This window comes from Mumia xiangluensis (assembly GCF_010994095.1).
In the GTDB taxonomy this organism is placed as follows: domain Bacteria; phylum Actinomycetota; class Actinomycetes; order Propionibacteriales; family Nocardioidaceae; genus Mumia; species Mumia xiangluensis.
In genome coordinates this window covers 443,686-463,406 of sequence record NZ_WJYO01000001.1, presented here as the reverse complement: position 1 = coordinate 463,406, position 19,721 = coordinate 443,686, and the positions used below count along the sequence as shown (strand labels likewise).

At 71.4% G+C, this 19,721-nt stretch carries 13 protein-coding genes; 9 read left to right on the top strand and 4 right to left on the bottom strand.

What is annotated here, in order from left to right; translation table 11 throughout:
- Position 1 precedes the first annotated feature (1 nt).
- Genes rhaI through GH747_RS01995 form a run of 5 tightly spaced genes read left to right on the top strand, consistent with a single transcriptional unit; the run spans position 2 to position 6,195 of the window.
- Entirely contained in the window at positions 2–1,165 is a 1,164-nt protein-coding gene (gene rhaI / locus GH747_RS02015; protein ID WP_149767784.1) for an L-rhamnose isomerase, read from the top strand.
- Between the two features lie 5 nt (positions 1,166–1,170).
- The gene (locus GH747_RS02010) at positions 1,171–3,225 is read left to right on the top strand and encodes a bifunctional aldolase/short-chain dehydrogenase (protein WP_149767782.1); all 2,055 of its coding nucleotides are present in this window, start codon (positions 1,171–1,173) and stop codon (positions 3,223–3,225) included.
- A gap of 8 nt (positions 3,226–3,233) precedes the next feature.
- Entirely contained in the window at positions 3,234–4,691 is a 1,458-nt protein-coding gene (locus GH747_RS02005; protein WP_149767780.1) for a rhamnulokinase, read from the top strand.
- A complete protein-coding gene (locus tag GH747_RS02000; protein WP_149767778.1) occupies positions 4,691–5,920 on the top strand; it encodes an alpha-hydroxy acid oxidase in 1,230 nt (409 codons plus the stop codon). Before GH747_RS02005 ends, GH747_RS02000 begins: the two co-directional genes overlap by 1 nt.
- Positions 5,921–5,964: 44 nt before the next feature.
- On the top strand, positions 5,965–6,195 hold the full coding sequence (locus GH747_RS01995) for a helix-turn-helix domain-containing protein (RefSeq protein WP_149767776.1): 231 nt from the start codon (positions 5,965–5,967) through the stop codon (positions 6,193–6,195).
- Between the two features lie 93 nt (positions 6,196–6,288).
- Here the strand turns inward: GH747_RS01995 and GH747_RS01990 are convergent, their stop codons facing one another.
- Entirely contained in the window at positions 6,289–9,573 is a 3,285-nt protein-coding gene (locus tag GH747_RS01990; protein WP_205602721.1) for a family 78 glycoside hydrolase catalytic domain, read from the bottom strand.
- Positions 9,574–9,818: 245 nt separating this feature from the next.
- The gene (locus tag GH747_RS01985) at positions 9,819–14,474 is read right to left on the bottom strand and encodes a family 78 glycoside hydrolase catalytic domain (protein ID WP_163695254.1); all 4,656 of its coding nucleotides are present in this window, start codon (positions 14,472–14,474) and stop codon (positions 9,819–9,821) included.
- Between the two features lie 207 nt (positions 14,475–14,681).
- Here GH747_RS01985 and GH747_RS01980 point away from each other — a divergent pair, with 207 nt between their 5' ends.
- The 3 genes from GH747_RS01980 (at position 14,682) to sigJ (ending at position 17,431) form a co-directional block, all read left to right on the top strand.
- Entirely contained in the window at positions 14,682–15,653 is a 972-nt protein-coding gene (locus GH747_RS01980; RefSeq protein WP_149767773.1) for a sigma-70 family RNA polymerase sigma factor, read from the top strand.
- Positions 15,654–15,735: 82 nt separating this feature from the next.
- Positions 15,736–16,503 carry an SDR family oxidoreductase gene (locus GH747_RS01975; RefSeq protein ID WP_149767771.1) on the top strand — a complete coding sequence of 256 codons (768 nt, stop codon included), beginning with the start codon at positions 15,736–15,738 and terminating at the stop codon, positions 16,501–16,503.
- 13 nt (positions 16,504–16,516) lie between these two features.
- Positions 16,517–17,431 carry an RNA polymerase sigma factor SigJ gene (gene sigJ / locus GH747_RS01970; protein ID WP_149767769.1) on the top strand — a complete coding sequence of 305 codons (915 nt, stop codon included), beginning with the start codon at positions 16,517–16,519 and terminating at the stop codon, positions 17,429–17,431.
- Between the two features lie 64 nt (positions 17,432–17,495).
- On the opposite strand, the gene GH747_RS01965 is transcribed toward sigJ, so the two are convergent.
- A complete protein-coding gene (locus GH747_RS01965; protein ID WP_149767767.1) occupies positions 17,496–17,984 on the bottom strand; it encodes a hypothetical protein in 489 nt (162 codons plus the stop codon).
- 102 nt (positions 17,985–18,086) lie between these two features.
- Between GH747_RS01965 and GH747_RS01960 the strand changes: the two genes are divergently transcribed.
- On the top strand, positions 18,087–18,689 hold the full coding sequence (locus tag GH747_RS01960; RefSeq protein ID WP_163695245.1) for a TetR/AcrR family transcriptional regulator: 603 nt from the start codon (positions 18,087–18,089) through the stop codon (positions 18,687–18,689).
- Positions 18,690–18,734: 45 nt separating this feature from the next.
- On the opposite strand, the gene GH747_RS01955 is transcribed toward GH747_RS01960, so the two are convergent.
- The gene (locus GH747_RS01955; RefSeq protein ID WP_149767763.1) at positions 18,735–19,685 is read right to left on the bottom strand and encodes a DMT family transporter; all 951 of its coding nucleotides are present in this window, start codon (positions 19,683–19,685) and stop codon (positions 18,735–18,737) included.
- Positions 19,686–19,721: the final 36 nt, after the last annotated feature.

Sequence of the window (19,721 nt, the reverse complement as noted above, 5' to 3'; positions counted from 1 at the left end):
CATGACGAACTTCGCTGACATCTCGTCGCGGCTCGCGGAGCAGGAGATCGAGGTCCCCTCGTGGGCCTACGGCAACTCCGGGACGCGGTTCAAGGTCTTCGGCTCGCCCGGCACCCCGCGCACGGTCGAGGAGAAGATCGCCGACGCGGCCGCCGTACACCGCTTCACCGGCCTCGCGCCCCGCGTCGCGCTGCACATCCCGTGGGACGAGGTCGACGACTACGCGGCGCTGCGCCGCTACGCCGAGGACCAGGGCATCGGGCTCGGCACGATCAACAGCAACACCTTCCAGGACGACGACTACAAGCTCGGTGCCCTCACGCACACCGACGCGAAGATCCGCCAGAAGGCGATCGACCACCACTTCGCCTGCATCGACGTCATGGACGCGACGGGCTCGCGCGACCTCAAGATCTGGCTGGCCGAGGGCAGCAACTACCCGGGCCAGGCCGACATCCGGGGACGCCAGGACCGCCTCGCGGAGTCGCTCGCGACGATCTACGAGCGTCTCTCGGACGAGCAGCGCCTCGTCCTCGAGTACAAGTTCTTCGAGCCGGCGTTTTACCACACGGACGTGCCGGACTGGGGCACCGCGTACACCCAGGTGGCAGCGCTCGGCGACAACGCCCTGGTGTGCCTCGACACCGGCCACCACGCACCGGGCACCAACATCGAGTTCATCGTCGCCCAGCTGCTGCGGCTCGGGAAGCTCGGCTCGTTCGACTTCAACTCGCGCTTCTACGCCGACGACGACCTGATCGTGGGCGCCGCGGACCCGTACCAGCTGTTCCGGATCCTCTTCGAGGTGATCCGTGGCGGCGGGTACGGCACCGACGGCGACACCGCCTTCATGCTCGACCAGTGCCACAACATCGAGAAGAAGATCCCCGGGCAGATCCGTTCGGTGCTCAACGTCCAGGAGATGACGGCGCGCGCGCTGCTCGTGGACACCGCCGCGCTGACCGCGGCACAGGAGGAGGGGGACGTCCTGCTCGCGAACGAGATCTTCATGGACGCCTTCTACACCGACGTGCGCACAGATCTCGCCGCGTGGCGCGAGGAACGAGGGCTGCCGGGCAACCCGATGCAGGCCTACCTCGCCAGCGGGTACCAGGAACAGATCGAGGCCGAGCGGGTCGGCGGCACCCAGGCCGGATGGAGCTGAACACGATGACCACCACCGAGTCCCACACGAACGTGACTGCACAGTCGCTGATCGAGCGCTCGAACCGCCTCGGCGCCGACCCGCGCAACACCAACTACGCCGGCGGCAACACGTCCGCCAAGGGCACGGAGACCGACCCCGTCACGGGCGAGGCCGTCGAGCTGCTCTGGGTGAAGGGCTCCGGCGGAGACCTCGGCACGCTCAAGGAGTCCGGCCTCGCCGTCCTCCGGCTCGACCGGATGCGCTCGCTCGTCAACGTCTACCCGGGCGTGGAGCGCGAGGACGAGATGGTCGCCGCGTTCGACTACTGCCTGCACGGCAAGGGCGGCGCCGCCCCGTCGATCGACACCGCGATGCACGGCCTCGTCGACGCCGCGCACGTCGACCACCTCCACCCCGACTCCGGCATCGCGATCGCGACCGCGGCCGACGGCGAGAAGCTCACCGAGACGATCTTCGGCGACAAGGTCGTGTGGGTCCCGTGGCGCCGCCCCGGCTTCCAGCTCGGTCTCGACATCGCCGAGATCAAGGACAAGAACCCGCAGGCGATCGGCTGCATCCTCGGCGGCCACGGCATCACCGCCTGGGGCGACACGTCCGAGGAGGCGGAGCAGAACTCGCTCTGGATCATCCGCACGGCCGCGGCGTACATCGAGGAGCACAGCGTGGCCGAGCCGTTCGGCCCGGCCCTCGACGGGTACGCCGCCCTGCCCGAGGCCGACCGCCGGACCAAGGCTGCCGCGCTGGCGCCGACGATCCGCGGCATCGCCTCGCAGGACCGGCCGATGGTGGGTCACTTCACCGACGCCGACGTCGTGCTGGACTTCCTCGCCCATGCCGAGCACCCGCGGCTGGCCGAGCTCGGCACGTCGTGCCCTGACCACTTCCTGCGCACGAAGGTCAAGCCGCTCGTGCTCGACCTCCCCGCAGGCGCCTCGGTCGAGGACTCGATCGCCCGCCTCAAGGAGCTCGCGGTCTCCTACCGCGAGGACTACCAGGCCTACTACGACCGGCACGCCACCCCGGAGAGCCCCGCCATCCGTGGCGCGGACCCGCTCATCGTGCTCGTCCCGGGCGTCGGCATGTTCAGCTTCGGCAAGGACAAGCAGACCGCCCGCGTCGCCGGTGAGTTCTACGTCAACGCGATCAACGTGATGCGCGGCGCCGAGGGCCTGTCGACGTACGCGCCGATCGACGAGTCGGAGAAGTTCCGCATCGAGTACTGGGCGCTGGAGGAGGCCAAGCTCCAGCGGATGCCGAAGCCGAAGCCGCTCGCCACCCGCGTCGCGCTCGTCACCGGCGCCGCATCCGGCATCGGCAAGGCCACGGCGGAGAAGCTCGCCGCCGAGGGCGCCTGCGTCGTCATCGCCGACCTGTCGCTGGAGAACGCCCAGGCGGCCGCCGCCGAGATCGGCAGCACCGACGTCGCCGTCGGCGTCCACGTCGACGTGTCGAGCGCCGACGCCGTCCAGTCGATGGTCGAGGCGGCGGTCCTCGCCTTCGGTGGCGTGGACCTCGTCGTGAACAACGCCGGCCTTTCGCTCTCGCGCTCGCTGCTCGAGACCACCGAGAAGGACTGGGACCTCCAGCACGACGTGATGGCGAAGGGCTCGTTCCTCGTCGCCAAGGCCACCGCGAAGGTGATGATCGAGCAGGAGATGGGCGGCGACATCGTCTACATCTCCTCGAAGAACTCGATCTTCGCGGGACCGAACAACGTCGCGTACGGCGCGGCGAAGGCCGACCAGGCGCACCAGGTGCGGCTGCTCGCCGCCGAGCTGGGCGAGCACGGCATCAAGGTCAACGGCGTCAACCCCGACGGCGTCGTCCAGGGCTCCGGCATCTTCGCCAGCGGCTGGGGCGCCAACCGTGCCGCGGTCTACGGCGTCGAGGAGAAGGACCTGGGCAAGTTCTACGCGCAGCGCACCATCCTCAAGCGCGAGGTGCTGCCGTCGAACATCGCCAACGCGGTCTTCGTGCTCTGCAGCGCCGAGCTGAGCCACACGACCGGACTGCACATCCCGGTGGACGCGGGCGTCGCTGCCGCGTTCCTCCGCTGAGGGCGGGCATGGCTGAGCCCGGTCCCGTGCACGTCGCAGCGGTCGACCTCGGTGCCACCAGCGGACGCGTGGTGGTGGCCGAGGTCGGCCCCGGCGGCGTACGGCTCGACGTCGTGCACCGCTTCGCGAACACCCCGGTACGCCTGACCGACGGCCTGCACTGGGACGTCGTCGGGCTGTTCCGGGAGGTCGTCGACGGCCTGCGGCTCGCCGTACGCTCGACACCCGACGTCGCCGGTGTGGCGGTCGACAGCTGGGCCGTCGACTACGCCCTGCTGCGCGACGGCCGGATGGTCTCGACGCCGTTCCACTACCGCGACTCCCGCAACGCCGCCGCGGTCGAGGCTGTGCACGCGGCGGTGGACCCGGCCGCGCTGTACGCCCGCAACGGGCTGCAGCACCTGCCGTTCAACACGGTCTTCCAGCTCGTCGCCGACGGCGCCCACCTGGAGCACGCCGACACGATGCTGCTCGTCCCGGACCTGATCGGGCACTGGCTCACCGGCTACGTCGGGGCCGAGGTCACCAACGCCTCGACGACCGGCCTGCTCGACGTGACGAACGCGTCGTGGGACGTCGAGCTGGCCACGACGCTCGGCATCCCTGCGGAGATCCTGGCGCCCTTGACGCCGTCGGGCGCCACGCTCGGCGGGCTGCTCCCGCACGTCGCTGCGGAGCTCGGTGGCCACGACCTCGCCGTCACGACCGTCGGCTCCCACGACACTGCCTCGGCGATCGCCGGGACGGTGCTCGGGCCGGACGACGCGTACGTGTCCTGCGGGACGTGGGGGCTGGCGGGCCTGGAGCTCGAGCGTCCCGTCCTCGCGGACGAGGCGCGCCAGGCCGGCTTCACGAACGAGGGCGGCGTCGACGGACGGGTCCGGTTCCTCCACAACGTCATGGGGCTCTGGCTCCTGAGCGAGTCGGTGCGCACGTGGGAGCGCGAGGACGGCCGGGCGATCGACCTGCCGTCGCTGCTCGCGGCCGCGGCCGAGGTGGAGGCGCCGCTCGTGTTCGACGTCGACGACCCCCGTTTCCTGCCGCCGGGCGACATCCCGGCGCGCATCCGGGCGTACGCGTCCGAGCACGGGCTGCGCCCGCCGGCGGACCGCGTCGAGACGACACGGGCGATCCTGGAGAGCCTCGCCGACGCTTTCGCGACGACGCTGCACCGGGCCGCCGAGCTCGCTGGCCGCCGGATCCACCGGATCCAGGTCGTCGGAGGCGGCGCCCTCAACACCCTGCTGTGCCAGCTCACCGCCGACCGTTCGGGCCTCGAGGTCCTCGCCGGCCCCGTCGAGGCCACCGCGCTGGGCAACGCGCTCGTCCAGGGTCGTACCCTCGGCGCCGTCTCGGGGGACCTGGATGCGCTGCGTGCCCTGGTCGGGCGCACGCTGGAGCAGAAGCACTACCGCCCTCGCCCGCTCCGCAGCACCAACCCGCTCGTCGCTCGAAAGGTCTTCTGATGGATCGCCGCGTACCCCGTCCCCGTGACTTCGGACCGCTGCTCAAGTTCAAGAAGCCGGTGCTGAGCCCGCGCAAGCGCCGGCTCGCCGCGGCGCTCACGATCGAGGACCTGCGCGCCATCGCGAAGCGGCGTACCCCGAAGCCGGCCTTCGACTACACCGACGGCGCCGCGGAGGAGGAGCTGTCGCTGGCTCGTGCACGTCAGGCGTTCCAGGACGTGACGTTCCACCCGCGGATCCTGCGCGACGTCTCCAAGGTCGACACGTCGCGTGTCGTCCTCGGGGCCCCGTCGGCGCTCCCGTTCGGGATCGCGCCGACCGGCTTCACACGGATGATGCAGACCGAGGGGGAGTACGCCGGCGCGTCGGCGGCCGGCGCGGCGGGCATCCCGTTCGCGCTGTCGACGATGGGCACCGCCTCCATCGAGGACGTCCGCGCCGCGAACCCGGCCGGGCGCAACTGGTTCCAGCTGTACATGTGGAAGGACCGCGACCGCTCCATGGCGCTGGTCGAGCGCGCCGCGGCCGCCGGGTTCGAGGCGCTGGTCGTGACGGTCGACGTCCCCGTCGCCGGCGCGCGCCTGCGTGACGCCCGCAACGGCATGACGATCCCGCCGACCCTGACGCCGAGGACCGTGCTGAACGCGATCCCGCGCCCGGCGTGGTGGATCAACTTCCTCACGACCGAGCCGCTCGCGTTCGCGTCGCTCGACCGCTGGTCCGGCACCGTCGCGGAACTGCTCGACACGATGTTCGACCCGACGGTCGACTACGAGGACCTCGCCTGGATCAAGGAGCAGTGGCCCGGCAAGCTCGTCGTCAAGGGTGTGCAGAGCGTCGAGGACGCCTCGCGCCTCGCCGAGATGGGCGTGGACGCCATCGTGCTGTCCAACCACGGCGGCCGCCAGCTCGACCGGGCGCCGATCCCGTTCCACCTGCTGCCCGAGGTCGCACGGGAGGTCAAGGGCTCCACGGAGATCCACCTCGACACCGGGATCATGTCCGGTGCCGACATCGTGTCGGCGATCGCGCTCGGGGCGGACTTCACGCTGATCGGCCGCGCGTACCTGTACGGCCTGATGGCCGGCGGGCGCCCCGGCGTGGACCGGGCGATCGAGATCCTCTCCACCCAGATCGAGCGGACGATGCGACTGCTCGGGGTCAGCAGCCTCGACCAGCTCGAGCCCGGACACGTGACGCAGCTGCAACGGCTCCTGCCGAGGAGCTGACCACAGGTGAGGGGCTGACCTCGATGAGGGGGATGGGGGGAACGATGACGCGGGGTGGCCACGTCCGGCGTGTCGGTCGTCCGAGCCCGCTCGACCGCGAGGACCTCGTCCTGCTGGACCTGGTCTCGCAGGGCCTGACCGTGGAGGCGGTCGGCCGTCGTCTGCTGCTCTCGGAGCGGACGGTGCGCCGACGACTGCGGGCGGTGTGCTCGACCCTGGACGTCTCGACGCCGATCGAGGCCGTCGTCTGGGCCGTCCGCCGCGACCTCATCTGACCCGACCACGTCCTGGCGTCCTGCGGTCACTCCCTGGCTCCCCGGGTCACCAGCGGTGACCCGGGGAGCCAGGACAGCGTCCCGGGGAGGGCGTCAGCGGGGGAGCGGGACGAACTGCGTCTTCCCTGCCCCGACCTCGAAGACCACGCGGTCACCCACCGTCCCGACCAGTCGTGCATCGGTGTTGCCGACGGCCTTGTACGACGCACCGTCGATCTTCGGCAGCTCCACCCGCGCCGTCACGTTGACCGGCACCTCGAGCGACGCGCGTACGCCGTGCCGCTTGCGCTCCCAGCTCAGCGCGACCTCGCCGCGCTGCGTCGGCACGGAGCCGGACGCGCGGTCGAGCCCGGACGCCGGCGGGACGATCCGGACGGTCGACCCGCCCGCGCCGTCCGGCCGGATGCCCAGCAGCGTCTCCGTCACGTCGACCGCCGCCTGAGCTCCCCAGCCGTGCGACTGGCTGTGGTTCGAGCCGGCGTCGAGCGTCCACGCCTCCCAGGTGAACGTGCCGTCCTGCGCGAGGATGTTGGCGAACCCGAGGTCGTCGGGATTCGTCAGCAGCCGCAGCACCGCGTCGGGCCGGTCGGCCTTCCCCAGCGCCTGGAGCAGGCGGTGCACGGTCATCGGCCCCTGCTTCATCCCCATCCCGGCGAGGTGCTCGGCCAGCGCCGGCAGGTCCGAGGCCGGCGCGACGTCGAACGCCACCGCGAACGACGTGCTGTGCTGTCCGGCGTGGTCGCTCTGCGTCCCGTCGGCGCGCAGGCCGTCGACGTACACCCCGTCCGTACGGCGGAGCTTCCCGTTCATCGCCTCGACGAGTCCGTCCTCCGCCGACCGGTACGCCGCCGCCTCCGCGGCGGGCCGGTCGAGCGCCTCCGCCATGTCGGCCGTACGGCGCAGGACCTCAACGCCAAGGGCGTTGATGACGGTCCGCGCGGCGGTGCCCATGTCGTACCCGAAGCGTCCGGGCTCGGGCCAGTCGACGATGCCGTACTGGTATGCCCCGCTGCCACCGGTCAGGTTCGTGACCAGCCCCGCGGTCGGCCCCGACGTGGGGATGTGGCGGCGGACGTACTCGGCGGTCCGCTGGATCGACGGGTACGCCTCCTCGAGCAGCGCCCGATCGCCGGTGACCTGGTAGTAGCGCCACACCCAGTCGACGAACATCTCGGTGTAGTCCGGGATGTCGCGCTTGCCGTCACCGTTCGGATAGACGGCGTTGTAGCGGCCGGCATCGTTCGGGTTGGAGCTCCAGTGCCGCTTCTCCGAGGCGAGGAACTCGCGGATCGCCTGCTGCGTCGCGTCCCGCTCCGCGAAGCCCTGCATCGTCGCGTACGAGATGTTGGCGGCGTCGCCGAGGAACTGTCCCTTCTCGCGGGTCGGGGTGTCGACGAACGCCTCCTGGACCGAGTACAGCGCCGAGCGCTGCATCATGTCCCACACCGCGTCGAGGGTCTCGTCGTCGCTGTCGAACGTGGCCTCCTGCCCCTCGGGCACGGTGGTGTGGACGACGACGGCGGACACGTCGCGGCGATCGATCTCCTCCCCGGCCGCCGGGATCTCGAGGTAGCGGAAGCCGAGGTGCGTGAACGCCTCGAACGACTGCTCGCCGTCGACCTGGGTGTACGGGTACACCATGTTGGTCCCCTGCGTCTGCAGCGTGGACGTGCCGACGCGGCCGTCCTCGTTGAGGGTGTACCCGGCCCGCATCTGCACGACGCGACCCGCGACCCCGTCGTCGAACCGGACGACCGGCCGCGCTGGGATGACCTTCCCGAAGTCGGCGACCACGGTGCCGTCGTCGGCGGTCAGCATCCGCACCGGACGCGCTGTCGACTCGTCGATGCGCGTCTCTTGGCCCTGCAGGTGCGTGAACGGCGCGGCGGGGTGCGTACCGAGCACGACGGCGTCGGCCCAGCCGGTGTCGTCGAACCCGTCCTCGTCCCACCCTTCCAGCGCGGCCTTGCGGACGCCGTCGAGGTGCTCGATCTGCTCGCCCTCGCCGTTGCGGCGGCCCGCCTGGACGTACGGGCCTTCGGTCACCTTCCACGTGCCGTCGGTGACGACGGTCTGCGTGGACCCGTCGGCGTACTCGATGACGACGCGCGCGAGCACACCCGGGACGCCGGCCGGTCGGCCCTGACCCGAGCCGTACCAGTGCGCGACGAGCCCGAGCCCGACCTCACGCTCGCCCTTGACGAGGTCGGTGACGTCGCTGGCCTGGTAGTAGCCCTCGCCCGGGTACGAGAAGGACTGGCCGCGGTCGGCACGCTTCCCGTCGATCCAGAGCTCGTAGGTGTGGCTCGCCGCGACGTACGCCCGTGCGCGGACGACCTTGCGTCCCTGCAGCGCGACGTCCTTGCGCGCCAGCGTCCACTCGTCGGCCTGACGTCCTGGCGCCGCGACCTCCCAGGCGCCGAGGCCACCCGAGAAGTCGTCGGCCAGCAGGACCGTGCCGTCGGCGGCGGTGACGCGGACGTCGTCGAAGTCCGCGCTCTCGTTGGAGGCTTCGCGGAAGCCGATGCCGCCGGGGGCGAACGTCGCGTCCGTCCGTTGGTCGACCTGGACGTCGTCGACGAAGGTCGTGAACGTCGAGCCGCGGACCTCGATCCGTACGCGGTAGTCCTGTCCGGCGACGATCGCGAGCGGCGTCGTGGCGAGGACCGTGTGCGAGCCGTTGCGCTGCAGGTGCGCGCGGAAGCCGTTGGCCGTCGACAGCTGCCACATGTAGCCGTTGCGACGGTCCGCGTTGCGGAAGACGATCCCGGCGCCGCCGGTGCGGGGGCGCACGGTGACCTCGTACGTGTAGTCGGTCCACTCCGCGCTGTTCTTCGCGAGCGTGACGTCGCCGCCGGTGACGCGGGCGCGACCGTCCTCGACGACGACCGGTGCCGCACCACCCGGTGGGCGCTGGATCCACTGCGCGCCGTCCCAGTCGGCGTCGGAGATGCCGGTCTCGAACGTCGCTGCCTTCGCCCACGGCGACGAGCGCCGCGTGCGGTCCCACGTGCGGACCGTCCAGGTGTACTCGGAGCCGGCGTCGAGCGCGGGTCCCTCGTACGCGACGTAGGCCTGCTGGTCGGACTCGACCTTGCGGCTGTCCCAGACCGTACGACCGTCGTCGTCGCTGACCTTGACCTGGTAGGCCGTCTGGACCTCGCCGGGATCACGATCCTGGGGGAACCAGCCGAAGGCGGGCGCGCCCTCGACATTGAGCGGGTGCGGGGTGTCGTCGACGGTCAGGGTGCGTGGCGCGCTGGGGGCGTGGCCGGCGGCGGCCACCGCTGGTGCGGCGACCACGGCGGCGCCGGTGACCAGGCACGTCGCGGCGACCAGGGACGTCCCGGTGATGGCCGTGATGCTCCTCGTTCTCATCGCTTCCTCTCGTGGGGTCGGACGGTGGTTGAACGTACGTCTTTTGAACGTTTCAATCGACCGTAGGGTGACCTGGGTCACGCGTGAAGGGATCTGACCGCATCCGGCCACGGAGAGTGGCTCGCGGCGCGGAAAGTGTGGCTCGCGGCGCGGGAAGGGTGGCTCGCGGCGCGGAGAGGGTGACTCGCGACGCGGGAAGGGTCCCCGAGCCGGGCGGCTCGGGGACCCTTCGTCGGGTGGTGCCGTCAGGAGACCGGCAGCGACCACACGTCCGCGATCGAGGGGTCGTAGTCGGCCCCCGTGTCCTGGAAGCGGACCCGGACCACGCCGTCGGCCGTCAGGTCGGGACGGTCGACGAGCACCTGGTACGTCTGCGCTCCCGCACCACCTTCCGTACGTCGGGCGTCGTGGCTGTGCACGACCACCCCGTCGACGACGATGTCGTACGTCTTGCGGCGCGCACCGTCGTACGTCTCGATCGCCCGCAGCACGAACGCCTGGCCGGCCGGGACCGCGAGGTCCGTCTCGAACCAGCCGCCCGGGTACGACGAGTGCGTGTAGCGCCGCGTCAGCCCGGCCTCGACGTTGGTGCCGGAGTGCTCCGACGCCGTGAGCCCGTGCGCCTGCTCCGACGCGGCGAGACCGATGTCCACGTGGTCGACCGCGCCCTCTGGCGGCGTGGCCAGCGTGACCGCGAGGCTCGTGGCGGCCTGCTGCGACTCGACCTCGCCCGTCGACGCCGTGAGCGTCAGCGCGCCGGCGACCACCGTGGTCGGGACGACCGCCGTGACCGCCACCTCGCGCGTCTCGCCTGCGGGCACCGAGTACGCCGTCGGCTCTGGCGACAGCGTGCCGTCAGGTCCGGCGACGCTCAACGAACCGCTCGCGGCACGCGCGCTGTGGTTGCGTACGACCGCAGTCACCGTCACCCGGTCGCCCGCCGTCGCGGTGGCCGGCGCCACCGATGCCGAGTCGAGCGTCAGCGTCGGCGACACCACCACGTCGGCGGCGACGGGAAGGGTCGCCACGCCCCAGCTCTGCCGGTACGAGACGGTGCCGGCGAGCGTCGAGGTGCCGACCGGTGTGCCCTCGGGGACGGCCACGTCGTACAGGTGCGTGACCGTCTTGCCCGCGCCGACCGAGCCGGGCCGGGAGCCGACCGGCTTGACCGACCAGCCCGACGCCGACCGCAGCGTGCTGGAGACGTTCGGCAGCGCCTTGCCGCCGGTGTTCTGCAGCGTGACCGCAACCCGCACGGTGTCGCCCGCGAGGTGGACGGTGCCCTGCGGCTCGGCCTTCGCGACCGCGCCGACGATCACGCCGGACGCTGCCGAGAGGTCGCCGTCGATGCGCGCCAGCGTCGCCTTCAACGCCTCCGCGGTCGGCTTGTCGACGAGCCGCAGCACCCGCTGGAGGTCGACCCACAGCTCGAGCGCGGACACGGTCGCGAGGGCCTGGTGCGTCCGCGCGGTCGCGCCTTCGCGGTCCCCCGCGGACTGGGCCGCACGGGCCTGCTCGATCTGACGGTCGAGCGTCGCGACCTCGCCCTGAAGGTGACGCTTGAGCAGCGAGGTGAGCAGCCCGCGCGTCGCGAGCGCGTCGACCTGACCGGCGAGGACGTCGGCGCCGGTCGCCGCCTCACCGAGCTCGCCGAGCGCGCGGTCGATGCCGAAGTGGTAGTCGCCCGACCCCACCTCGTACACCGCGTGACCGTCCTTCATCTCCACGAACCGGACGCTCTCGGCAGACTCGGCGGGTGCGCCGCCCTCGGTGACCGCCCAGCGGTTCGGGGCCGGGACACGGACTTGTGCGGTGGCGTTCGCCGGCACGGAGACCTCGAGGTCGAGGCCGCCCGCCACCTTCTTCCAGGCGCTGCGGACCGTGCCGTACCGGGTCTGGACCGCGTACGTCGCGTGGTCGATGCCGTCGCCGGCCTCGGGCGCGACGAGCACCTTGCGGTAGCCCGGCTCGAGGGCGGAGACGCCCGCCATCGTCCGGTACATCCACTCGCCGACCGCGCCGTACGCGTAGTGGTTGAACGAGTTCATGCCGACGTCGTTGAAGGTGCCGTCGGGGTTGATCGAGTTCCAGCGCTCCCAGATCGTGGTCGCGCCCTTCCCGATCTCGTAGCCCCACGAGGGGTAGTCCTCGTTCTGGAGCAGCCGGTACGCGATGTCGGTGCGGCCGGCCTTCGTCAGCGCCGGCAGCAGCCCGTCCACGCCGAGGAACCCGGTCGACAGGTGGTAGTCGCGGCGCTCGAGCGTCTCGACGAACTGGTCGACGAGCGCATCGCGCCGGTCGGCGGGCTCGAGGTCGTTCGTCAGCGTGAGGATGTACGCGGTCTGGCTGTCGCCCTTGACCGTGCCGTCCGCGCTGATGAACGCGTCCTGGTACGCCGTACGGATCGCCTCGTACCGCTCCTGGTACGCCGCTGCGTCGGCGTCGTTGCCGATCGCCTCGGCCATCTGCGCGAACTCACGGGTGCTCTTCGCGACGAAGGCGGTGTCCAGCACGTCGGCCGGGGTGCTGTCGTCGAGGTTGAGCCAGTCGAGGTAGCCGCCGGCCGAGCGGATGTGGTTCGTCGAGTCGGCCGCGAGGAAGTCGACGTACTTGCGCATCATCGCGTAGTTGTCACGGATGACCTGGGTGTCGCCGTACGCCTGCCAGAGCGTCCACGGCACGTGCACGCCCGCGTCCATCCAGCCCGCTGACTCGTACCCGCCGTCGAAGCGACCGGGGATGATCGGCGCGACGCCCGGGAGCGACCCGTTGGGCCGCTGGGTGTCGCGGAGGTCCTGGAGCCACTTGTCGAGGAACGTCTGAGCATCCATGTCGTACACGGCCGTCCGGGCGAACACGTTGATGTCGCCGGTCCACCCCATCCGCTCGTCGCGTGCCGGGGTGTCGGTCGGGATCGAGAGGAAGTTGCCGCGCATGCCCCACACGATGTTGCGGTGCAGCTGGTCGACGAGGTCCGACGACGTGTCGAGCTCGGAGGTGAGCTCGCCGTCGGTGCCGACGACGACGCCGACGAGGTCCTCGGCGTCGGGCGCCTCGTCCACGCCGCTGATCTCGACGTAGCGGAACCCGTGGAACGTGAACGCCGGCTCGTACGTCTCGGCGTCGTCGGAGCCGAGCGTGTAGTAGTCGGTCGCCTTCGCGCTGCGCAGGTTCGCGGTGTAGAGGGTGCCGTCAGGGTTGAGGACCTCGCCGTGCCGGATCTTGACGGTGTCGCCCTCGTCGCCGTCGATGGTGACGCGGACGTGGCCGACCATGTTCTGGCCGAGGTCGTACAGGTAGACGCCGTCGGTCGGCGAGTCGATGCGCTTCGCGTCCGTGAGCTCCTGGGTGACGCGGACCGGTGGCGCGGTCTGCGGTTCCAGGGTGTCCACCGGCTCGTCGCGCGTGACGACGTCGGACCAGCCCTCGGGCTCGTACGACGCCTCGTCCCAGTCGCCGAGCGCGTCGGCGCGGCGCTGGTCGTACGCCTCGCCGTCGAGGAGGTCGGCCTCGCGGACGGGTCCGTCGGTGGTGCTCCACGTGCCGTCGGTGGAGACGGTCGTCGACGTGCCGTCGGTGAAGTCGACCTGCAGCTGCGCGATCAGCGAGGTGTCGGTGCCGTAGGTGTTGGGGCCGAACATCGCGATCTTGCCGGTGTACCAGCCGCGGGCGAGCTCGGCGCCGAAGGCGTTGTCACCGCTGCGCACGAGGTCGGTGACGTCGTACGTCTGGTGGTCGATGCGCTTGTCGTACGCCGTCCAGCCGGGTGCGAGCTCGTCGTCGCCCACGCGCTCCCCGTTGAGGTGGAGGCGGTAGACGCCGCGCGCCGACGCGTACACGCGGGCGCGGGCGACCTCCTTGTCGGCGAGGTCGAACTCCTTGCGCAGCAGCGGCACCGGGTCGTCCTGGCGCAGCCACGCCTCGGGTCCGGCGTTGTCGACCTTCAGCGCGCCGCCGGCGACGGTGCCCGCGGCGAAGGTGCGGTCGCCCTCGTCGAAGGTGGTGTCGACGAGGGTCGAGCCGTCCTTCGAGGTCACGGTGACGTCGTGGACGGTGCCCGTCTCGGGGTTGCTGGTCCGGAAGCCCATCGATCCCGGACCGGTGAACGTCGTGTCGGTGCGCTCGTCGAGGAGCGTGCCGTCGACCGACGTACGGATCGTGGTGCCGTCGACCTCGATGCGGTAGCGGTGCTCGGCGGAGAAGTCGAAGCCCGCCGGGAAGGGCTTGGCCGAGAGGACGCGGTAGGCGCCGTCCTTCACGTGCGGGCGCAGCGACCTCTCGGCGGCGCTGATCTGCCACATGTAGGCGTGCTCGGTGTCGCGACCGCGGAAGTACACGCCGAGGGCGCCGGAGATCTCCGAGGCCGTGAACTCGACCGCGTAGTCCTTCCACTCCTGGCCGAGCTGCGGGCGCGCGGCGCCGACCCACGAGGCGTCCCACTCGGAGGCGCTCAGCAGGCCGGTCTCGAACGTCGCCGGCTCGCTCCACGCGGAGGCGGCGCCCCGGTCGTCCCAGGCGCGGACGGACCAGACGTATCCGGTGCGCGAGGTGAGGGCGGGGCCGTCGTACGGAACCTCGACCGACCGGCCGGACTCGACCTTGCCGCTGTCCCAGACGTCGGGGTCGGCGAGCCGGGACGCGCTGGTGGCGACGCGGACCTGGTACGCGGACTGGGTGACTCCGCGTCGATCCGCGTCGAGGCGCCAGCTCAGGCGCGGGGCCTCGCCGCCGATGCCGAGCGGGTTCTCGGTGCTGTTGGCGCGCAGGGTGCCGACGCCCGGGGGACTCGATGTCGCGGACGGCGCCGGTGCGCCGGCGGCGGGTGCGGTGGCAGGCGCTTGGATGCCGACCAGCACCGCGCCGGCGGCCAGGAGAGCAAGAGCGCGAGTACGGACGACCACGGTGGCTCCTTCGCTGTGCGTGGAACGTTTGAACGTTTCAAACCGGGTGACGAACTCGAACCTAGAGTGACCCGCATCACACTGCTAGAGATGTGTCCGCTTCCGGTCACGCGCCCGAGCCGCAAGAACGCCGTTGTCGCAGAACTGTCAGATGCGTACGGTTTCCTGTGGGGATGGCAGTGTTGTGCTGCCACGGACGGGGGCACCATGACGGCTGTTGCAACGACCGAGCTCGACATCGAGGAGTACCGGCGCGAGCTGACCGGCTACTGCTACCGCATGCTCGGCTCGGCCTTCGACGCCGAGGACGCGGTCCAGGAGACGATGGTCCGCGCGTGGCGCAGCCTCGACAAGTTCGAGGGCCGGTCCTCGTTGCGGTCGTGGCTCTACCGCATCGCCACCAACGTCTGCATGGACTCGCTGGGGTCCGGCCAGCGCCGCGCGCGTCCCATGGACCTCTCCGCGACCGCGTGGCAGCCGGTCGCCGACTCGCTCGCCGCTCAGCGCGCCAACGAGGCGTGGATGGAGCCGATGACCGACGAGCGGATCCTCCCCGACTCCGCCGACCCGGCCGACGTCGCGGTCGGGCGCGAGTCGATCCGGCTCGCCTTCGTGGCCGCTCTGCAACACCTCCCGCCCCGGCAGCGCGTCGTGCTCGTCCTCCGCGAGGTGCTCCGCTGGAAGGCCGCCGAGGTCGCCGACCTGCTCGACACGTCGGTGGCATCGGTGAACAGCGCGCTGCAGCGGGCACGATCGACGTTGAGCAACGTCCAGTCCGAGTCCGGCGACGCCTACGACCCGCTCGACGCCGCGCAGCAGGAGCTCCTCGAGAAGTACGTCGCCGCCTTCGAGGCGTACGACATCGACACGTTCGTCACGCTGCTCCGCGAGGACGCGACGCAGAGCATGCCGCCGTACGAGATGTGGATCCAGGGCCGTGACGACATCCGGACCTGGATGCTCGGGCCCGGTCAGCACTGCCGCGGCTCGCGGATGGTGCCGATGATCGTCAACGGAGCCCCCGGGCTCGCGCAGTGGCGTGCGGCTCCCGAGGGCGGCTACGTGCCGTGGGCGCTCTACGTGCTCGACGTCCGTGACGGAGCAGTCGCCAACATCTCGACGTTCCTCGACACGCGGCTCTTCTCGCTGCTCGGCATCCCGGAGACGCCGCCGGCGTGATCCGCGTTGGTTCCCGATGTCACACCTGCGGCGGCCACGTCGTCCCCAGGGTGAGAGCACATCGAGGACGGAAGGAACGGCCATGAGGATCGCAGTCGCCGGAGGCACCGGCACACTGGGGAGTGCTGCCAGTGCCGCGCTCGAGGACCGCGGGCACGAGGTGCGGGCGCTGAGCCGGCACAGTGACTTCCCGGTCGACCTGAGCACGGGGGAGGGCCTCGCCGCAGCGCTCGAGGGGTGCGACGTCGTGGTCGACTGCAGCAACGGCAGCAGCCTCAAGCAGGCCGAGGCGGTCCTGGTCGACGGCTCACGGCGACTCCTCGAGGCGGAGGTCGCCGCCGGCGTCGGGCACCATCTCGCCATCTCGATCGTGGGGTGCGACAAGGTGCCGGGGTTCGGCTACTACCGCGCGAAGGTCGCGCAGGAGGCGGTCGTCAAGGCCGGCAGCGTGCCGTGGACGATCCTGCGAGCCACGCAGTTCCACCCGTTCGTCGACGGCCTCTTCGCCGGCGCCGCGAAGGCCGGCGTACGCCCCTCGCTGGCCGTCCCGGTCCAGCCGGTCGACGTCCGCGACGTCGCTGCCACGATCGCCGACCTGGTGGCGTCCGAGACGCACGAGGCCGCCGGCGGTGGCCGAACGCTCAACCTCGTGGGGCCGGAGGTCATGACCCTCCGCGACCTCGGTCGCGTGCGGCGCACGGTGACCGGACGCGGACGCGTCCCGCTGCGGATCCCGCTGTGGGGAGGCGCCCTGAGGGCTGCGCGTGACGGTGCGCTCGTCGACGAGTCAGCCGACCTGCGCGGAGCACGCTCGTACGAGGCCTGGCTGAAGGAGTCGGTGCACGCATGATCGGGCAGCGCGCATGAGCGGCGGCGGCTCCGACCTGGAGGCCGAGGCCCTGGCAGCGCGGTTCGAGGAGCACCGCCGCCACCTCGAGCACGTCGCGTACGCGGTCACGGGGTCGATGGCAGCAGCAGAGGACTGCGTCCAGGAGGCGTGGCTGCGACTCCAACGCGTCGACGCCGACGAGATCCGCGACCTGCGCGCGTGGTTGACGACGACCGTCGGGCACCTCGCGCTCGACCAGCTGGGGAGCGCCCAGGCGCGACGCGAGCGCTACGTCGGGACGTGGTTGCCCGAGCCGGTGGTGGAGCCGATCGTGCCGCCGCCGTCGACCGGAGCGCTCGGTGATCCGGTCGACCGGGTCACGCTCGACGAGTCGCTCAGTCTCGCGCTGCTCGTCGTCCTCGAGCGGTTGTCGCCGGCGCAGCGCGTCGCGTACCTGCTCCACGACGTCTTCGGGATGCCGTTCGACGAGGTGGCCGACGTGGTCGGCCGCAGCCCGGCCGCCGTCCGCCAGCTCGCGTCACGTGCGCGCAGGGACGTCCGCCGTCACCAGCCGCGTGCGCACGCCACGGACGCGGAGCAGCGTGAGGTCGTCGAGGCGTTCGTCGCCGCGTGCGCCGGCGGCGATCTCGGGGCGCTCGTCTCGGTCCTCGACCCGCAGGTGCTGCTCCGCTCCGACGGAGGCGGCAAGGTGTCGTCGCTCCGGGGCGTGCAGCAGGGCTCGGAGCAGGTGGCTCGCGTGCTTCTCGGGTTCCTGCGGAAGCCGCCGCTGGAGATGCGGCCGGTGCTCGTCAACGGCTCGTTCGGGGTGCTCGCCCGCGACTGGGCGGGGGTGCTGTCCGTCGTGTCGTTCGTGGTCTCGGACGGACGCGTCGTCGTGATCGACATCGTGCGCAACCCCGACAAGCTCGACGGTGTGGACGAAGCCTGACCGCCGCCGCGCTGGAGGGAGGAGGGGCACGGCGACGGTCAGGAGCTGGGTGGCCGGTGGTGGCTCAGTGCGCGACCAGCAACGCCCTCGCCCGGCGGAGCCCCGAGCACGCGGGACGGCGACGGCTCCGGCGCACCGGGGCGGGTGGCTCCCATCCCGAGGGCAGGGCCACGTCGACCGTCCGGCGCATGCGGCGGGCGTGGAGGGCGTGCGCCTGGACGACCGTCGGGTGCGTCGCGTAGGCGTCGAGCAGCGTCGCCAGGCCGGGGAGCGCGCGGCCCACCTCGGTCCAGAGGGCGTCGGTCGCGGCCTGGTCGCCGTACCCGCCGTGCTCGAGGACGGCGTCGAGCCGTGCGTCGAAGGTCCGCATCCAGAGGGCGTGCGCCTCGTGGAGCAGGGAGTCGAGCGGACCGAACTCCTCCGAGCGGGCGCGGCGCACGGCGTCCTGCAGCTCACTGGGGTCGTTGGCGATCGTGGTGGTGAGGGTCTGGAGCGCGCGCTGGCGGCTCGTGGTCTGCTCCCATGCGGAGCGGTGGATCGTCGAGGTGGTCATCGATGTGTCCTCTCGTACCGGGGCCTCGAACCCCGACAGACGCGGTGACGGTGACCTGCGTCTTGTCGGTCACATACACAGTGTATGTCTTATGCTGCGAGTATGCCAGCCCCTCGAAGCCGCCGCGAGCAGTACTCGGACGAAACCCGTGAGGCGTTGCTCACGACGGCGACCCAGATCTTCGTGGAGCGTGGCTACGCGGGTACGGCGCTGGCCGAGGTGGCCTCCGCAGCGCAGGTGACGCGCGGCGCGGTCTACCACCACTTCAAGGACAAGCAGGACCTCTACCGGGCGGTGCTCGAGCGGACCGAGACCGAGGCGATCGCCGGCCTCAACGACGCGTACCTCCTGCACGAGGACCCGGTCGCCGGCGCGTTCGCCGCGATCAACGCCTTCCTCGACCACGCGATGGACAGCGACTACGCGGAGATCGTCCTGCGGCAGGGCCCCATCGCCCTCGGCTGGGAGGAGTGGAAGCGCTGCGAGGAGCAGTACGCCGCGGGCTTCGTCGAACAGGTCGTGACAGCGCTCGTGTCGGCGGGGCGGATCCCGCCGCTGCCGATCGCCACCGCATCGTCCATCACGTTCACGATGCTCGGCGGGTGCGGGATGGCGATCGCGGCGGCAGCGCCCGAGGACCGCGCGCGGGTGAAGGACGAGTGCACCGAGGTCCTCGTCCGCCTCATCGGCGGGCTGTTGCTGTAGCGACGAGGCCGGTGGTGCTCAGACCGCGAGTCAGGCGGCGGCGAGTCAGGCCGCCGGCGTCCGGCGTCGCATCCGCGTGACGGCGACTCCGAGGAGGCACAGTGCGCCACCGGCGAACCCGAGCGCGGTCGGGACCTCGTCCAAGAACAGCCACGACAGCAGGATCGCGGTCGCGGGAGCGGCGTACGTCGTCGCGCTCGCCGGGCCGGCGCCGACCCGACGCAACGCGTACGCCCACGTGGTGAACGCGAGCGCCGTCGGGAAGAGACCGAGGTAGGCCACGCCGAGGATCGCGCCCGTCGAGGCGTCGCGGGTCTCCTCGACGAGCTGGCCGACAAATGGCAGACAGACCACCACGCCGATCACGCAGCCGAGCCACGTGACCATCAGCGGGCTGACCGTGCCCATGACGGGCTTCTGCATCAGCACGCCGGCGGCGTAGAGGACGGCGGCCAGCACGCAGAGGACGACGCCGACGAGCTCGTTGCCGGAGCCCTCACCGCCCAGCGCGATCAGCGTGACGCCGGAGAACGCGATCGCCAGGCCGATCATCAGCGTGCGCGGGAAGCCCTCGCCGAGGAACAGACCGGCGATCACCGCGATGATGATCGGGCCGAGCTGGACCAGCATCGAAGCCGTGCCGGCGTCGATGTGCCGCTCGCCGGCGTTGAGCGCGATGTTGTAGCCGCCGAACCACAGGACGCCGTAGCCGAGGATCAGCCAGGCGGTGCGGCCCCGGGGCATCGGCTCGCGACGCGACGTCGTCAGCTGACGCGGGAGGAAGAGCACCGACAGCGCCAGTGCGGCGACCGCCAGGCGCCCGAGCGAGAGCGCTCCGGGCGAGTAGGTCTCGCCCACCGCACGGATGCCCACGAACGCCGATGCCCAGAGGACGACGGTGAGGCCGAGCGCGGCGAAGGAGAGATCGCGCTTGACCGCGTCGGTCGGGGTGTCGGTCGGGTCGTCGGCCGGGGTGCGGCTCGTGCGGAGGGTCACCCGATCGACGATACGTAGCCGCACCGACACGACGCC

Coding starts and splice junctions, on each gene's coding strand:
- GH747_RS02010 (WP_149767782.1), top strand. CDS start 1,171: ATGACCACCACCGAGTCCCACACGAACGTGACTGCACAGTCGCTGATC.
- GH747_RS01995 (WP_149767776.1), top strand. CDS start 5,965: ATGACGCGGGGTGGCCACGTCCGGCGTGTCGGTCGTCCGAGCCCGCTC.
- rhaI (WP_149767784.1), top strand. CDS start 2: ATGACGAACTTCGCTGACATCTCGTCGCGGCTCGCGGAGCAGGAGATC.
- GH747_RS01990 (WP_205602721.1), bottom strand. CDS start 9,573: ATGAGAACGAGGAGCATCACGGCCATCACCGGGACGTCCCTGGTCGCC.
- GH747_RS02005 (WP_149767780.1), top strand. CDS start 3,234: ATGGCTGAGCCCGGTCCCGTGCACGTCGCAGCGGTCGACCTCGGTGCC.
- GH747_RS01965 (WP_149767767.1), bottom strand. CDS start 17,984: ATGACCACCTCGACGATCCACCGCTCCGCATGGGAGCAGACCACGAGC.
- GH747_RS01975 (WP_149767771.1), top strand. CDS start 15,736: ATGAGGATCGCAGTCGCCGGAGGCACCGGCACACTGGGGAGTGCTGCC.
- sigJ (WP_149767769.1), top strand. CDS start 16,517: ATGAGCGGCGGCGGCTCCGACCTGGAGGCCGAGGCCCTGGCAGCGCGG.
- GH747_RS01980 (WP_149767773.1), top strand. CDS start 14,682: ATGACGGCTGTTGCAACGACCGAGCTCGACATCGAGGAGTACCGGCGC.
- GH747_RS01960 (WP_163695245.1), top strand. CDS start 18,087: ATGCCAGCCCCTCGAAGCCGCCGCGAGCAGTACTCGGACGAAACCCGT.
- GH747_RS02000 (WP_149767778.1), top strand. CDS start 4,691: ATGGATCGCCGCGTACCCCGTCCCCGTGACTTCGGACCGCTGCTCAAG.